Source organism: Photobacterium alginatilyticum, assembly GCF_009910675.1.
Lineage (GTDB): Bacteria > Pseudomonadota > Gammaproteobacteria > Enterobacterales > Vibrionaceae > Photobacterium > Photobacterium alginatilyticum.
In genome coordinates this window covers 311,917-327,227 of sequence record NZ_RSEJ01000003.1, presented here as the reverse complement: position 1 = coordinate 327,227, position 15,311 = coordinate 311,917, and the positions used below count along the sequence as shown (strand labels likewise).

The 15,311-nt window shown below is 47.4% G+C and carries 13 protein-coding genes; 2 read left to right on the top strand and 11 right to left on the bottom strand.

Features of this window, described 5'->3' with window-relative positions; all coding sequences use genetic code 11:
* Nucleotides 1-206: 206 nt before the first annotated feature.
* The 8 genes from EIZ48_RS05195 to EIZ48_RS05160 all read right to left on the bottom strand — a co-directional run bounded on the left by EIZ48_RS05195 (nucleotide 207) and on the right by EIZ48_RS05160 (nucleotide 6,575).
* Nucleotides 207-1,025, bottom strand: coding sequence for a lipid-binding SYLF domain-containing protein (locus EIZ48_RS05195; RefSeq protein WP_192928460.1), 819 nt, complete (start codon nucleotides 1,023-1,025; stop codon nucleotides 207-209).
* A gap of 11 nt (nucleotides 1,026-1,036) precedes the next feature.
* The gene (gene mog / locus EIZ48_RS05190) at nucleotides 1,037-1,570 is read right to left on the bottom strand and encodes a molybdopterin adenylyltransferase (RefSeq protein ID WP_075765793.1); all 534 of its coding nucleotides are present in this window, start codon (nucleotides 1,568-1,570) and stop codon (nucleotides 1,037-1,039) included.
* Between the two features lie 192 nt (nucleotides 1,571-1,762).
* Nucleotides 1,763-2,488, bottom strand: a complete 726-nt coding sequence (locus EIZ48_RS05185) for a 3-ketoacyl-ACP reductase FabG2 (RefSeq protein ID WP_160649005.1) — start codon at nucleotides 2,486-2,488, stop codon at nucleotides 1,763-1,765.
* Nucleotides 2,485-2,949 carry a hotdog family protein gene (locus tag EIZ48_RS05180; RefSeq protein WP_160649004.1) on the bottom strand — a complete coding sequence of 155 codons (465 nt, stop codon included), beginning with the start codon at nucleotides 2,947-2,949 and terminating at the stop codon, nucleotides 2,485-2,487. The genes EIZ48_RS05185 and EIZ48_RS05180 overlap by 4 nt, the downstream gene beginning before the upstream one ends.
* Nucleotides 2,942-4,174 (bottom strand): beta-ketoacyl-[acyl-carrier-protein] synthase family protein, encoded by a 1,233-nt coding sequence (locus tag EIZ48_RS05175; RefSeq protein ID WP_160649003.1) that lies wholly within the window; start codon nucleotides 4,172-4,174, stop codon nucleotides 2,942-2,944. The genes EIZ48_RS05180 and EIZ48_RS05175 overlap by 8 nt, the downstream gene beginning before the upstream one ends.
* A 57-nt stretch (nucleotides 4,175-4,231) precedes the next feature.
* Nucleotides 4,232-4,675 carry an acyl-CoA thioesterase gene (locus EIZ48_RS05170; RefSeq protein ID WP_160649028.1) on the bottom strand — a complete coding sequence of 148 codons (444 nt, stop codon included), beginning with the start codon at nucleotides 4,673-4,675 and terminating at the stop codon, nucleotides 4,232-4,234.
* A gap of 34 nt (nucleotides 4,676-4,709) precedes the next feature.
* Nucleotides 4,710-5,081: an ApeI family dehydratase gene (locus EIZ48_RS05165; RefSeq protein WP_160649002.1), complete on the bottom strand. Its 372-nt coding sequence runs from the start codon at nucleotides 5,079-5,081 to the stop codon at nucleotides 4,710-4,712.
* Nucleotides 5,082-5,099: 18 nt separating this feature from the next.
* Complete coding sequence (locus EIZ48_RS05160; protein ID WP_160649001.1) at nucleotides 5,100-6,575, bottom strand: AMP-binding protein; 1,476 nt, start codon at nucleotides 6,573-6,575, stop codon at nucleotides 5,100-5,102.
* A gap of 1,040 nt (nucleotides 6,576-7,615) precedes the next feature.
* Between EIZ48_RS05160 and EIZ48_RS05155 the strand changes: the two genes are divergently transcribed.
* Nucleotides 7,616-9,349, top strand: coding sequence for a CHRD domain-containing protein (locus tag EIZ48_RS05155; RefSeq protein ID WP_240152873.1), 1,734 nt, complete (start codon nucleotides 7,616-7,618; stop codon nucleotides 9,347-9,349).
* 53 nt (nucleotides 9,350-9,402) lie between these two features.
* Here the strand turns inward: EIZ48_RS05155 and EIZ48_RS05150 are convergent, their stop codons facing one another.
* From EIZ48_RS05150 to EIZ48_RS05140, 3 genes are all read right to left on the bottom strand, one after another.
* A complete protein-coding gene (locus tag EIZ48_RS05150) occupies nucleotides 9,403-9,744 on the bottom strand; it encodes a hypothetical protein (protein WP_192928459.1) in 342 nt (113 codons plus the stop codon).
* A 401-nt stretch (nucleotides 9,745-10,145) separates the two neighbouring features.
* Nucleotides 10,146-13,250 carry an efflux RND transporter permease subunit gene (locus EIZ48_RS05145; protein ID WP_160648999.1) on the bottom strand — a complete coding sequence of 1,035 codons (3,105 nt, stop codon included), beginning with the start codon at nucleotides 13,248-13,250 and terminating at the stop codon, nucleotides 10,146-10,148.
* Nucleotides 13,250-14,176 (bottom strand): efflux RND transporter periplasmic adaptor subunit, encoded by a 927-nt coding sequence (locus tag EIZ48_RS05140; protein WP_240152872.1) that lies wholly within the window; start codon nucleotides 14,174-14,176, stop codon nucleotides 13,250-13,252. The genes EIZ48_RS05145 and EIZ48_RS05140 overlap by 1 nt, the downstream gene beginning before the upstream one ends.
* 388 nt (nucleotides 14,177-14,564) lie before the next feature.
* Between EIZ48_RS05140 and EIZ48_RS05135 the strand changes: the two genes are divergently transcribed.
* A complete protein-coding gene (locus EIZ48_RS05135) occupies nucleotides 14,565-15,260 on the top strand; it encodes a TetR/AcrR family transcriptional regulator (RefSeq protein WP_160648997.1) in 696 nt (231 codons plus the stop codon).
* Nucleotides 15,261-15,311 lie beyond the last annotated feature (51 nt).

Here is a 15,311-nt window from a genome sequence, read left to right as displayed (position 1 = left end):
GACGGTAGGAATGGCTTTTCCCTTTCAACGTTATTTGACACAGAAATGGGTTTGCTGGCTCACTCCCAAAGGGCGAGTTTACTTGGCTTCTATGCGTTGTTACCGATCATTAATTTAGAGCCACTAGATTTTCAAATCGGTGCCTAGCCTACAAGCCAAGTAATTCTCGCTGAAACGAGCATCTTGAGGTAGCTTGGGTATAGTCTTTATTTAGGCGTCAAATCTGTATCTATCCAGTATTTAGAACCAGAGATATTGGCATCGAGCAACAGTCCCTTTTCATCAATCTGATAGATCGCCATTCCACCATTGTACTTGGCTGTTAGTTCGGCGCTCTCGGTACCAGCGACAGCACCCATTTCGGATGTCGCTTCCCAACCATCATCGACAAAACCGTCGAAGGTTTTCTGATCTTCAAACAAAATAACCTGCTGATAAAACTTACCGCCAATCCCAGCCGCCAGTCCTGCCCCAAACATTTTCATGTAGGTACGCTGCTCGGTTTTACGGTTAACGGCAACACCTGCACCTTGACTGGTATGAAGCATCAAAGAGAACTTGCGCGAATCAAAAACGGCATAGCCATAGGCGTTATCAAACAAAAGTTTGGCTGAGGGGTGCTCATTGAACAATCGCACCAGCGCGGTATCTGACATTGTATCCAGAGCCAATCGTGCTTCTTCGGGGGTTTCAGGTTCCAGCATCTCATCGAGCTTAGCTTCGCCAGCTTCCAGCCACTCTTTGCCCTTCTCGATAGAAGCATCGGTCCACTCACCGGCAGTATTAAACGCCTCCTCACCCCAACTTGATACCGAATCCCAAGTCTCTTTCGAAAACTCCGACACGCTATCCCAGGCTTTTTTTGAGCTCTCGCTGACTTTACTGCCTATATCCGAGGCTGTTTCTTTTATCTTCTCCCAACTAGCATGCGCTGGCATTGTCAGTAAGCTCATGGCGACGATAAGTGCTTTAACCTTCACGACATCCCTCCGAGTAACGCTGGCAACCGAAGCGGCTACCAGCATATCAGTTACGATTATTTCTTTTTAGGACGGAAAGGTTTCATCACCTCTTCGTTACACTCAAGGTAAGGTCCTTCCATCAAATCGATACAGTAAGGTATAGCAGGGAAAACGGCATCCAGACATTCACGAATAGATTTAGGTTTACCTGGTAGGTTAACAATCAGGCTGTCAGCACGAAGACCTGCCGTCTGACGTGACAAAATTGCAGTCGGTACAAACTTCAACGACTCGGCACGCATCAGCTCACCAAAGCCCGGCATCATGCGATCACAAACAGCCTCTGTTGCCTCAGGAGTAACATCTCGCTTGGCAGGGCCAGTACCGCCCGTTGTCACGATCAGACTACAGTCTAGTTCATCGGCCATTTTGATCAGCGTTGCTTCGATAACATCCTGCTCATCAGGGATCACTTCGTAGACAGGCTCCCACTCCGACACAAGATAGTCATTCAAAGTTTCGATAATTGCCTTGCCCGAAATATCATCGTACACACCAGCACTTGCACGGTCGCTGACCGTTACAATACCAATTCTAGCTTTTGTCATTTGTTATCCCTCAGACCTACGTCTTGCGTGTTAGATAGATCGATTACGAGCCGACAAGCTCCATCGACTCACAATACAATCAGATTAAATGCAAGTTTAAGGAATATAGTGGGCGGGATAAACCTCTAAATCGAAAAAAACGTGCCCAAAAAGTGGTTTACTGTCTATCCCGTGCCAGAACTCAACCAGCCGCTATATCAATCCACCATTTACCGATATCACCTGGCGGGTGACATAAGCAGCAACGTCTGACATCAGGTAGCCCACCAGCCCCGCGACTTCCTCCGGTTCGCCCATGCGGCGCATCGGAATAATGGGCAGAGACTGCTCTTTGACATGCTCTTCCACCATGCCGGTATCAATGAGCCCCGGCGCCACACAGTTAACGGTGATTTTGCGTTTCGCCAATTCCAGTGCTAGCGATTTGGATGCTCCTATCACCCCGGCCTTGGCCGCACTGTAGTTCGTCTGGCCACGGGTTCCCATAATGCCGGAAACTGACGCCAAGGTGACAATCCGTCCTCCCTTGCGCAGCTTAATCATAGGCATTACACAGGGGTGAAGGACGTTGTAAAAGCCATCCAGATTGGTATGCACCACGCCGTCCCAATCATCTTCGTTCATTGCCGGGAACGCCGTATCGCGCGATATACCGGCATTGCTGACAACCCCATAGTAAGCACCATGTTCGGCGATATCAGCCTCAATGACGTCACGACATTGCTGTCGGTCACGGATATCAAACTGGATCAACCGTCCTTCCCCGCCGAGATGCCGGATCTCGGTCAGGGTTAATTCAGCCCCGGCGTGATCGCCCATATAATGGACGACGATTGTAAAACCATCTTTTGCAAGCTGGATGGCAATAGCGCGTCCAATTCCTTTACTTGCGCCTGTCACTAGCACCTGACGAATCATATAGGGTCCTTTTTTATCGTTTGTTCCAACTTTTTCTTTGACGGTATAAATAGGTTCAACTGACTGCTGGCGAGCAAGTTCCCCTGATGTTCTATGCGGCAGGCAAACACAGCCATACCGTTATTTTCCATCACTTGCTCGGCGTAGATATCCAGTGCCTGGTTTTCTTCAAAAGCACTGCATTCGGCCTGATAGCGACGACAACCAAGCAGAAAACCCACAGGGGATGCTTCTCCCCGGTTTGCCGCATGGTAGCCCGACCAACCGGCAACAGTCTGTGCCATCAGCTCGACCCCGACATAGCCGGGAATAGCCCGGCTCTCGGTATCAAAAAACAGATTCTGCTCGCCTACGATCACCCTGCAATGAACATGGTTGTCGCCAACATCCACCAGCTCGTCAACCAGTACCATCGACGATTCATGTGGCAGCAACTGATGCAAGTGAGGATATTCAGCCATGGGCATACCCGAAGATTAAACTGATATTGTTTCCGCCGAAGGCAAACGAGTTGCTCAGCAGCGCAGGTTCAACCAACGGTGTTCCAGGTTTAACCAATGCCACCGGTGCCAATGATGGATCTATCTGGCCATCATTCACCTGAAACGGCAATGGCAACTGATAGCGAAGAACGTGCCAGCAAATGGCGGCTTCTACCGCACTCGCCGCCCCCAACGTATGCCCGGTAAGCGGTTTAGTCGAGCTGACGGGGGTATTGGCGCCGAATACACGGTTAATCGCCTTGGATTCCATGGCATCATTGAGCGGCGTCGATGTTCCATGGGCATTGATGTAGCCAATACTCTCAGGCTGCAGGCCTGCATCATCGAGCGCCTTGCGCATTGCTTCCTCGGCACCGTTACCTTCCGGGTGCGGGGCTGAAATATGGTGAGCATCGGAGCTGTCTCCGGCTCCCAGCAACGCAATCGGCGGGACGTTTTTTGTGTGCTCGGAGTCTTCTGTCGCCAGTGACAACAGCATAAACGCCGCCGCCTCACCAAGGTTTATTCCCTTGCGGTTTTCACTGAACGGGTTGCAGAATGTATCGGACATGGCCTCCAGACCGCTGAATCCGTTTAGCGTGAATTGGCACAATGAGTCACAGCCACCGACTATCACTGCATCCACCATGCCGGCCTTGAGCAGCCGCTTGGCAGAGATAAACACCCGTCCGCTCGATGAGCACGCTGTCGAAATCGTATATACCGGCCCGCTCAGGTCAAAATAGGCCGCGATAAACTCACCGAGGTTATTCGCTTCATGCACACTGTAATCAAAGTGCTCCGGCAGTTGGCCGGACTCTAAGTTCTCTGTTAGCGCGATTTCGCTGTCAGACGTTCCCGAAGTGCTGGTACCGGCAATAACGGCAACGCGATCACGGCCGTATTTATTAATTGCCTGCTGGATCGAATCGGCAATTTGCAACAAGGCAGACAGTGCCAACCTATTATTATAAGCATTATAGATTTGAAGATTTTCGGGGATCTCGGGAAGTTCACCAGCCACTTTTCCGATCACGGTATCTGACCCGCTATTAAGCAAATCGGAGACCGGCTGCAATTGGGGATATGAGCCATCCCGAAGCCGCTGGTGAATATCCTGATGATTGTCACCCAACGCTGAGTTAAATCCGCACCCGTGAATATAAACCGGTGTAGAAGTGTATGTCGCTATTTTCGTAGTCATTGCTATCCTTCGCTTTTTATATCGACGGCGCTTGTATTCAAGGCTATCAATGAATCATTAAACGTGGGCGCTCAACGCCTCGACCTTGTCGGTGAACACGCGGGGTGAAGCCAGTCGCATTTCATCGTCATCTATGCCAACGGCCACCTGCACGGTATGTGCCCGGCTCATCCGCTCGCCTGTCTCGGCATCTTGGATCACATAGTTAACCCGCAGTCGGTTCTCCCACTCCACCAAAGTTGCTATCACGCGGATTTCGTGATTAAAAGGGATCGCCCTGATGTACTTGATCTGTGCATCGATCACCGGCCACGTATAGCCGGATGCCTTCATCTCGCGGTAGCCATACTCAAGCTTGTCCATTAACACCCGGCGCGCTTCCTCAAAGAAACGAAAGTAGTTACCGTGGTAGACAATCCCCATCGGATCAGCGTCGTTAAAAGACGTCACCAGAGTTATTTCTGCATCCAATACCGGGCTCTGCGTTGGAATGGTGCCCATCATCATCTTCCTTACAACTAATACAACAAAACGGCTATTGCGCTGCTTCCAGTCTAATTTTTCCCGAAGAGTGAGTTACACGCTCTTCAGCTCTGTCGCTGACAGAATAAAAACTGAACTGCAACTTCCCTTTTTCCGCGTGCCAGTTCAGCGACAGCTCAACAGTAGTGTCTGGCTCAATTGGCTCCTGAAACTTAATGGCTTCCATCCCCCCAAATTCGGCAGGTGTCTTCAGCAGGGTTTTACCGTAGTAGATCGCCCAGTCAATCTGGGTGACACCGGGCAATAACGGGTAGGAAGGAAAGTGGCCTTGAAAATCAACGATATCGGCATCCACCTTGAGCCTAAGAAGGGCACTGTTGTTCGTAAGCTGGGTATCGATAACGGTTGGCTTGCGTTTATTCACTGTGACTGTGCTCTTGTGTTAGTTGAAAAACTGTTCCAGATCCCGGACCAGACGTTTACCCTGACTATTGAGCGGGATCTCTGCGACCTCCCGAAAACGGCGGGGGATCCCGACAGGTTCAAGCCAACGTCGTAACTGTTGTCGCACGTCGAGCCAGAACTTCCCTTTGCCTATGGCCTGAATATGCTGCTGCCCTTCAGACGTCAGCGTAATCACGGCGGCAAGCACCACACGTCTGGAATCATCGACAGTCAACACAGCCGCTTCTTCAACCCAGCTTAACTGACACAGGCGGTGCTCTACTTCAGTCAGGGAGATCCGCTTCTCTTCCACCTTTACAACCCGATCCGAGCGGCCATTTAGGGCAAAGTGGCGCTCACCCATCAGCTGGCACTGATCACTAGTCTGATACCAATTATCCGGATCGATAAAAGGTGAGCAGACACGCAGGCAACCATCGGCGTTAAGTGCCACGTCAATGACATCAAAGACAGTCCATGACGTGCTCGCCTGATGCTGTTGGCGATACGCCATACCGCCGGTCTCCGTACTGCCAAAGACTTCAATTGGAAGCTGACTGAACAAAGCATGACTTTGCCTGGCAGCCGCTTCACTCAGTGGCCCGCCGGAAGAGAATACGGCGCGATAAGGTCGGGTGGTTTGTTCATCAAACAGGCGCTTAAGCAAAGCTGGACTGGTGATCAAAACCGTATTCGCGGTCGCCTGTACCATGACCTGCTCCGGATAATTCAAGTCCTCCCGTCCAAATGGACGTCCGGCACAAAGCGGCCACAGAACACGAAAAAGCAAGCCATAAATATGCTGGTGAGAAACCGTGCTAACCACTCTTGAGTTGCTGATCAGTTCGCCCCAGGTTTTCTCAAGCTCTACGATCTCGGCATTCACACACTCAAGCGTTTTGGTAACTGCTTTTGGCTGTCCGCTCGAGCCGGAGGTAAACAAGGTAATGGCGACCTTGTCCAAGGGTAATTCAGAAAGAAATGGGAAAGTGGTGGGAGAAGAGGAATGATCTAAACCATCGTTTATTGATTCTGCCTTTGAGCTTAAGGCCAACTCAGGGTTATGGGTAGCGTCAGCGTCAAGTATCGAAGGCATCAACACATGCTGACCAATGAACTTACACAGTTCGAACCTGTCATGAAGCAACACATCAAAATGAGTGGCCAACTCAGCCAATGCGTCTTCCTGGTGATTGCCCGGTAAGATTATGTGCTTTTTGGCATAAGCTGCTGCTATAAAGGCAACAGCAAAATGGTAACTATCATCAAAACAAAGAGCCCATTTTTCTTGCGGGCTCGTCACTAAAGCCTGGGTTAACGCTTCTACGTCAGCTTTAAATTGAGACCAGCAAACAAAGGAATCGGAGCCAAAGGCAACACTACATTTGTCATCTCGTTCAGCGTTCATCAATACTGACAACGGGTAAAAAAGTGTCTCTGCCCTGCTCACCGCTTTTATATGTTGGATGTCCATATCCGCTTTCTTTTCACCTAGCTATACCACTGATTTATAAAGTGAGTTCAAGATATAGATACAACAAAACACATGCAACATTACTCATATGATATACCCAGTATTTATAGTTGTTTTTTCCTGTCATGCGATGGACCTCACCCTCTCAGCGGATATTCCTATGCTCATATTGATAATACTATTGTTTAGAATACGCTTTTCTCGGTCAATCATGAGGACAAGGTATACCCTGTGAGCGTTTTAGTGGTAAAAGGCAGAGCGCCGATAAAGAGGGAGAATTCTGGATGTCATGTGAAAGCCAATCCTAAAAGTTATACCTGAGTCACACTTTTGCAATAAGTATGAAGCTCTATAAAATGAACAACAAAAAGGCCTTACAGCTGCATTAAGACACCAATGCAATAACAATCAGACTTAAAATCACCTGATTGCATATAATCTCTCGTACAACCATGTTACTTGACAAGTTTCATATAAGCTTAAGTGACAACATTAAGGATTCCGATCCCCTGTCATTTCGGTATATTGAATCTAAGCCTTTGGGAACATTCGGATCTAGGGAGTATATCCTCCCCGAAGTTGGAACCGACAGGTGACACCGTCACACCAAATCTCAGGTTATTTATTGATGTTTCATAAATGTTTGTAATCTTTGAAAAGGAGTTTAATTATGGCCAAGCGTGTATCGAACAAACGCATCAAAGAAATTCTGGACAATGCGAAATCTAAAAAGTAATCATTGAAAAGCCTCCAACCCGGGGGCTTTTATCTTCTTGCTGTATTCAACTGAAATATGCCACAAATAAACACCAATACATCGCCATAATGAGTTATTGCAGTGTTACTGGCTATTTAATCCAAATTTATAATGAAAAAATATAGCCCCTCGCCCAAATGGTAACCATCTGTCTTTTCACTCGACTTTTAGAAAACTCCTCGCCTTCAAGATCTTCGCCTCACCACTAAGACCAAGAATCAAAACTGAGAATCCTCTCTCTGGCTACACTCCTGTTGGTATTAATACCGTATAGGAGCAACCCATGAGTAAAAGACTCTGCCTAGCAGGCATGTTGGCTTTATTTTCTCTACTTGGTTGTCAGGAAGAAGAGCTTACATTCGATGTAGCCCTTTCTGGCGATCAGGAAGTCCCGCCTGTTATTACGGAGTCACAGGCAACAGCCACAGTGACTTTATTAATAAGCAGCGGCGATGATGGCGGTGATGGAAAAGATCATGATCTCGATTTAGACCTTGACCTTGATTTGGACCTGGATCTTGACCTGGACCTCGATGGTGACAAAAACAAACACTATGGTGATAACGACACACAAGACGACAATAAAACAAACTATAACGACGACTCTGCCTACAGCCATAAAGATAAGGATGATGGTACTCCACCCGATCCTGAGCCTGAACCGGATCCCGAACAAACCTACACTCTCAGCGCTGAACTCGATATCAGTATGGTAGAAGACGTACAGGCTGCTCATATTCATCAAGGCGGTATTGGCGAAAACGGTCCCGTTGCGTTTGAATTTATCGATAACGGCGACGGTACAATGTCCGTCGAAGCGACTGAGATCACCCAGGAGCAATCTGACGACCTATTAGCCGGCCAGTGGTATATCAATGTTCACACTCTCGATAATCCTTCTGGAGAAGTCAGGGGCCAGATAGTCGATAGCAATATCATCGTTATTGTCACCTTCAGCCTCGACGGTTCACAAGAGGTACCTCCTGTTGATTCCGAAGCATCGGGTACAGGCTATGCCACTGTAAATACCGATACCAACGAGGTTGAATTAACTGTCGTCACCGAAAATGCCGAAGATGCCACGGCGGCACATGTTCACGAAGGCTTTGTCGGTGAAAATGGCGATGTTGTCATAGCGCTTGTTCAGGGTGACTCACCTGGCGTATGGACAACCCCTGACGAGTCGATATTGGATGATGAGACACTTCAACGCCTGGTTAGCGGCGGACATTATGTCAACGTTCACACTCCTGCAAACCCACCAGGAGAAATTCGCGGCCAGATCCTCAGTAACGATTTCACCCTCATTACCTTCTCACTAGATGGTGGCCAAGAAGTGCCTCCGGTCGAATCCGAAGCCAGCGGTGATGGTTACCTTACCTTCAACAGTGCAACCGAAGAAGTCGATCTCAAGGTGATAACAACGGGAGCTGAAGACGCTGTTGCCGCCCACTTGCACGAAGGGTTTGCAGGCCAAAACGGTGATATCGTGGTCGCACTTGAGCAAGATCCTGACGATCCGGGTAAATGGACAACCCCTGATGGAACGACATTAGGCAGCGATATCATTGAGCTACTGCTCAGCGGCGGACACTATGTCAACGTCCATACGCCGGCTAATCCTCCTGGAGAAATTCGCGGGCAGATACTGACGTCAGACTTCACCTTGTTCATCTTCCCACTGGACGGTTCTCAGGAAGTCCCACCGGTAGAAACTGAGGCCTTCGGTACGGGTTACGCTACCTTCAATAGCGAGACCAACAACCTTCAGGTTAACGTTGTGACTTCCGGCGTAGATGATGCTGAAGCCGCCCACGTTCACGAGGGGCCAATTGGTGAGAACGGTGATGTCGTCGTAGGCCTGGTTCAGGATGCCGATGATGTTACCGTCTGGTCGACGCCAGAGGACACTGAACTTGATGACGACACTGCCGAGACGCTTCTCAGTGGCGGACACTATATCAATGTCCATACCCCGGCAAATCCTCCAGGCGAAATACGAGGACAGATAGAGTAAACGAGAAATCACTACCGAAAAAGCCGTCGCAGGCCCTTTGCCTAGCGGCGGCTTTACTCTAATTCAGAAGTGTCCCAATAGACATAAACCGATTCTTCCTGCAGCTTAAAAATCAGCCCTTTCTGCCCTAGCCCTGACTGTCTGTACACCGGATACCCCCTGCTGTCTTTATAATTCCCGGGAGTGTCTCCAACAGGCGTAAAATCATAGTAAACGCCATCATCACGCTCAATAGTGATATAGCCCTGACGCTGAGAAAAGACACAAAGGTACTGTGCCGAAGGCTTGTCCGAGCCAGGCAAATGGATGTCGCAACGCGCATCAGTTGTATCAGCAAACGCCTGTGACATTCCGCCCCAAAGCAAGACAGTTGCCAGTAATGTCTTAAGACACATCCATCGTTTCCGGCAAACCACTTTCATACCTTCACCTCCTAGCACTTGAAGACAAGAATAAACCCACCTCACACAGGCGGGTTTATTTTAAGGTAGCAGTTTTCAGGGAACACTGAGGACTACCTCACAACAAGACTTGGCCAGTCATTATGTACAACCCAAAGCCCCCTGGGTTGATTAATTGTGCAACGACATTAAGAAATCAAACAATTCAGGCAAAATATAATATCCGAAGATAATAGAGACCATTACTGTAAAGCAAAATACGGCAAACTCTGCGATGAGGCTTTTAATATAACCCACTATATAACTTGGGCTTATCTTATTTTCATATTGCATGAATGTGTTTCCCTACCAGTTATAGATAAGGTCAGGTGAGGTAATAACTTCACCTGATCGTGTTATGCAGTTTGAGTAGTTAACAATTGCTCTTCTTTGGGTTGTTTTATCGGAATACGAAACATAAGCGTATAAATGACGGGTAATATGACTAATGTAAAAACAGTCGCAAACAACAAACCAAAGATAATGGTTACCGCCATCGAAACAAAGAAGGCATCAAACAATAAAGGGATCATCCCCAGCACAGTGGTGATTGCAGCCATACATACCGGCCTGACACGGCTTACTGTTGAGTCAAATACTGCATCAAACGGCAATTTGCCACCAGCCAGATCAGCATTGATCTGGTCAACCAGCACAATACCATTCTTAATCACCATACCGCTCAGACTGAGCATGCCCAACATCGCCATAAAGCTTAGCGGCGCGTCCAATACCAGTAAGCCAAACGAAATTCCTATCAGCGATAGTGGAACCGTGAACCAGATAACCAGTGGCTGACGAACGGAGTTAAATAGCAGCACTGTTATCAAAAACATGGCCAAATACCCCACCGGCAAGGATTGTAAAACATTACCCTGAGCTTCATTGGATGTTTTATATTCTCCACCCCACTCAAGCTCATAACCTGGCGGTAGTGGAATCGCTTCAACGTCGCTTTTAATGAGGTTCAGCACTTCATCTGTTGTCATACCCGCTTTTAGTGACGGGTTCGCCATCACGGTCAATATACGCTTCCGGTCACGGCGCATAATAATCGGATTTTCCCAAGAGGTAACAAAGTCGTCGACCACTTGAGTTACAGGCACAAACATTCCAGTCTTATTACTCCAGACCTGGAGTTTATATAAACTATCTGCATCAAGACGTTCACTTTCCGGTGCCCTGGCTACAATGGGCAACAAATGGCTTTTTTCACGATAAATGCCGACAGGCTTACCACTAAAGTTAACCAGTAATGCATTGTCCAAATCACTTTTACTGATGCCAAGTTCCGTTGCGTTAGCCAGGTTAAACTGGGGGCGAACAATGAGAGACTGATTTCTCCAGCTATGACGAATATTCTCAATGCTAGGCTCTTGATGCATTATCGCTTCTGTTTTCGCCGCTAGCTGGCGCAAAACCTCAGGATCATCGCCATAAAACATAGCTTCAATCTTGGCCGGAGGGTTTGGGCCATTTTCCAGTAACTTAATACCAAACTGCGCTTCAGGGTAAGTTTCGCTGAGGTAATCTGCCAGTTTTATCGAACCGGCTTGTAACGACTCCAAATCATCCATTTCTATTATCAGCTGGGCATAGGCTTCATAAGCTTTCTCTGGCGTATATGGCAATACAAAGCGCTGTGCTCCCTGACCAATCACAGCTGTCACATTCTTTAATCCCACACCGTTTTCAGCCTGATACTGCAGTAACTCATTTTCAATCTGGCTAATAAACTTCTCTGTGCTGATGATATCCGTTCCTTCCGGCAACCAGACATCGGCAAAAAATATCGGCGTATTCGATGGTGGGAAAAATACATTCTTCACATGCCCAAGACCGACTACAGCAGCCACTAGCATTGCCACCACAGTGGTGATAGTGAGCACTCTAAATCGAAGCGCAAAAGACAAAATCGCCTTGAAGAAAGAGAAGAACCAACCTTGATACAGTTCCTGGTCATCACCTTCAGCCACACTGCCATCTTTGAACAGAACATTACACAAAAATGGAGTTATCGTGACTGCCGTGATCCAGCTTATAAGCAAAGAAATAAGCAGCACCCAGAAAAGCGTCCGACAAAACTCCCCCGTCATATCTTCAGACAGCCCAATCGGTGCAAAAGCAAGAATGGCAATAACTGTTGCTCCGAGCAGCGGCCATTGCGACTGTTTTACAACTTGCCCTGCCGCTTCATAGCGACTTTGGCCTTTTTGGAGGCCAATCAGGATCCCCTCAGTGACGACGATTGCGTTATCGACCAACATCCCCAGCGCAATAATCAATGCACCTAATGAGATTAACTGAAGCTGAATTCCGAAGATGTACATGACAATGAAGGTGCCTAGTATCGTCAGAAGCAATACTGTCCCGATAAGCAGGCCGGATTTCACCCCCATGAAGATCAGCAGCACAACGATCACGATAGCAACAGACTCAACAAGGTTGATGATAAACCCGGAAACAGACTCCTCAACCACGGCACCCTGATCATAAATGGTGTTTAGCTCAATTCCGACAGGCTGCTCTGTTTCAAGCTCTGCTATTTTGGCACGAAGACTTGCAGACACATCAACGACATTTATCCCTGAACGGAAAGAAACACCCAAGGACAATGCCTTATTGCCGTTATTGTGATAAATCACCGAAGGCGTTTCTGACAATGTTTTGTACACATCGGCTATATCGCCCAAATACACCAAATCGGAACTGCCTGGCGGGCTGATCAGGAGCAGCTTCATCTCACTGACACTGGCAAACTCCCCCGTTGGGTGAATACGAATACGATTATTTTCCCCGAAGATTTTACCGGCATTGGAGACGACGTTCATATTCTGGATTTGACTGTAAATGACAGCTTGATCTAACCCAAGCGCAGTCAGTTTTTGCTGGCTTAGTTCGACGACAACCTGCTCTTGCGGTGCCCCAATAACAGACACCTTTTTGACACCATCCACCAGTACTAACTCACGACGCAAAAAGTCCGCATAGTTCTCAAGCTCCCGATAGCTGTAGTCATTACCGGTGATGTTGATCAGTATCCCGAAAACATCTGAAAAATCATCGATAATTATTGGTGCTTCCACACCGGTCGGAAGTTGTCCGGTCGTGTCGTTGACCTTTTTTCGCATTTCATCCCACACCTGAGGCAGAACAGTCGAATCATACTTATCCTGCATTTCTACCTCAATCTGAGACAGCCCGGCACTATTGGTCGATGTCACATGCTTGATCTGAGACATTTGCTGCAGTGCATCTTCCAACGGCAAGGTGACTTCTTCTTCCACCTGTTCAGGTGATGCCCCAGGATAGGCCGTTATTATCAAAGCCTGCTTAATCGTGAATTCCGGAAACTCTAATTGCCCTAACCCGGTAAACGAAATGCTGCCACCAATCAGCATCAGCAGGATAAACATCCAGCTGATAACTTTGTTTTTTATGCTGTATTGAGCAATGTTCATTACACACCTCTCTGCCAACGAAGAGGTTTCACTTCCGAGTTTTCAGTGAGTTGACTACTGCCTGCGATAACAACCTTGTCGCCATGTTTTAGGCCAGACAGAATTTCGACCCCATCCCTCTTTACTCGACCTAGTGTCACCAAGCGGCGTTCAAGCTTTTCGAGTTCAGTGTCATAAGACCAGACAAGTGTCTCACCGCTATCGTCATCACTGACCACAGCAGCGACCGGTATAACCGCAATAACATTGGAAGATTCAGAAGAGTTGAGCAGCAGCTCGGCGCTCATCCCAGGCAAAACGTTCAGTTCTGCAGGCTGGCTTAAGGTAAATGTCACCTGGTATGCCTGTGTTCCTGGACTGATTTTACTGGCATGTTCTTTATAGGTAACCGGATAGGTAGCTGCACTTCCGTTGAACCTGACTTTAGGCTGGTGACTGCTCTGCCATTGGTTATCGTTCATATCAATCAACATGGACTCAGGCATCTGAATAGTAACATCCAGTTGTTTTTCGGACTGCAGCGTAAGCACTGTTTGGCCTGCCTGTATCATCTGATGGTTATCCAATGACACTTGTGCGATGACACCTGAAAACGGCGCTTCTATTTGGGTATACTGCAAATAATCTTTCGCCGATTGCAATGACGCTTTTGATGCCTTAAAAGAGGCACTTGCAATATCAAATTCCGACTTAGATATCAGCTTTCTTTTCAGTAGTTCCCGCTTACGCTTGTAGTCAAGATCTGCAAGCTCATAGTTTGACTCTGCGTTAAGCAATGTGTTTTTAGCATCTCGCGCATCCAATTGCGCAAGCAACTGCCCTTTCTTGACCCGCTGCCCCTCATTCAAACTAAGAGATACCAACTGACCATTAATTCTGAATGCCAGCTCAGCCTGTTGATGGGCAGCAATGTTTGCCGGGAACATTCGAGACTGCTCCAAATTTGTGTTTTTAATAGTCAACAACTTCACAGGCCTAACTACGGGAGCCAAACTAGTCGAACTTTCTGCTGAATAACAACCGCTTAACAGCGAAGTCGTTAGCAAGGCCACAGCTGCGGCTCTATATTCACTTCTCATATCACCCTCAATACAAACACTAAAAATCAACCCACTAACAACAGCAAGCAGTAAAACAAGCTCAAAACTTCAATGGCTATCCATAGCATCTGAAACTCACTCGGGCACCTTTTACCACCCAACAACAAAACCATCAGTCATATTATGACCACCGGTCACAAATTCATGAGCCGAATGATATGACCAGCGGTCACAAAACTCAAGAAATACTTGGTATTTTCAATTTGGTTTTTTTATGACTGTTAGTCATAATGAGCAGGGAATGTGTTTTTATTGGAAAATTATGGCTTTATCAGACCGTAAAATGCGTCAATTTGAGCAGCGTGAACGTGATATCCTGGATGTTGCCCTAGAGCTGTTCTCTCAGCCAGACTGGGAGTCAGTGACGATCGCAAAGATTGCTCACGCTGCAGACATTGGCAAAGGAACAATTTATAAGCATTTCTCCAGCAAAGACGAGATACTCTTTCGGCTCACGATGCAATTCGAGCATGGATTGTTCAACCATTTAACGAACGACTACGAAATCACTGATGATGATCTATTAGACTACATGCGCTCCATCATTCAGGGCGCCCTCCAGTACCATCGAAGTCATAAGCAGTATCGGTATGTTGTGGAATATGTTCACTGCGCAGCATTTAAAGAACGCATTGACCCTTCATGGTTTGAAGTGATGGATTCCTTGAATAAACGCTATGAAGACTGGTTTGGCCCGATATTACATGAAGCGATGAACAGAAGCTTAATTACAAAGCGTTCATTTAGAGATGTATACATTGGTTTTTATACAAGCCTACAGGGCTCCGTTAACATGATTTGGGCAGAGAAAGACTGGATGACAGCTCAACCTAGCGAACACCTGATTAATATCACTACAGACTTTATTATGGCTGGAATTGTGGGCAGCCCCAAGACACAAAACCAGTAGCCAATATTCACGCAAATCAATAGTTAGCTATTTTCCTGAGAGAAAAGGCAA

Excerpts from the sequence above, each read along its gene's own strand:
- EIZ48_RS05195 (WP_192928460.1), bottom strand. The coding sequence starts at position 1,025 with ATGCTGGTAGCCGCTTCGGTTGCCAGCGTTACTCGGAGGGATGTCGTG.
- mog (WP_075765793.1), bottom strand. The coding sequence starts at position 1,570 with ATGACAAAAGCTAGAATTGGTATTGTAACGGTCAGCGACCGTGCAAGT.
- EIZ48_RS05185 (WP_160649005.1), bottom strand. The coding sequence starts at position 2,488 with ATGATTCGTCAGGTGCTAGTGACAGGCGCAAGTAAAGGAATTGGACGC.
- EIZ48_RS05180 (WP_160649004.1), bottom strand. The coding sequence starts at position 2,949 with ATGGCTGAATATCCTCACTTGCATCAGTTGCTGCCACATGAATCGTCG.
- EIZ48_RS05175 (WP_160649003.1), bottom strand. The coding sequence starts at position 4,174 with ATGACTACGAAAATAGCGACATACACTTCTACACCGGTTTATATTCAC.
- EIZ48_RS05170 (WP_160649028.1), bottom strand. The coding sequence starts at position 4,675 with ATGGGCACCATTCCAACGCAGAGCCCGGTATTGGATGCAGAAATAACT.
- EIZ48_RS05160 (WP_160649001.1), bottom strand. The coding sequence starts at position 6,575 with ATGGACATCCAACATATAAAAGCGGTGAGCAGGGCAGAGACACTTTTT.
- EIZ48_RS05155 (WP_240152873.1), top strand. The coding sequence starts at position 7,616 with ATGAGTAAAAGACTCTGCCTAGCAGGCATGTTGGCTTTATTTTCTCTA.
- EIZ48_RS05150 (WP_192928459.1), bottom strand. The coding sequence starts at position 9,744 with ATGTGTCTTAAGACATTACTGGCAACTGTCTTGCTTTGGGGCGGAATG.
- EIZ48_RS05145 (WP_160648999.1), bottom strand. The coding sequence starts at position 13,250 with ATGAACATTGCTCAATACAGCATAAAAAACAAAGTTATCAGCTGGATG.
- EIZ48_RS05140 (WP_240152872.1), bottom strand. The coding sequence starts at position 14,176 with ATGTTCCCGGCAAACATTGCTGCCCATCAACAGGCTGAGCTGGCATTC.
- EIZ48_RS05135 (WP_160648997.1), top strand. The coding sequence starts at position 14,565 with ATGACTGTTAGTCATAATGAGCAGGGAATGTGTTTTTATTGGAAAATT.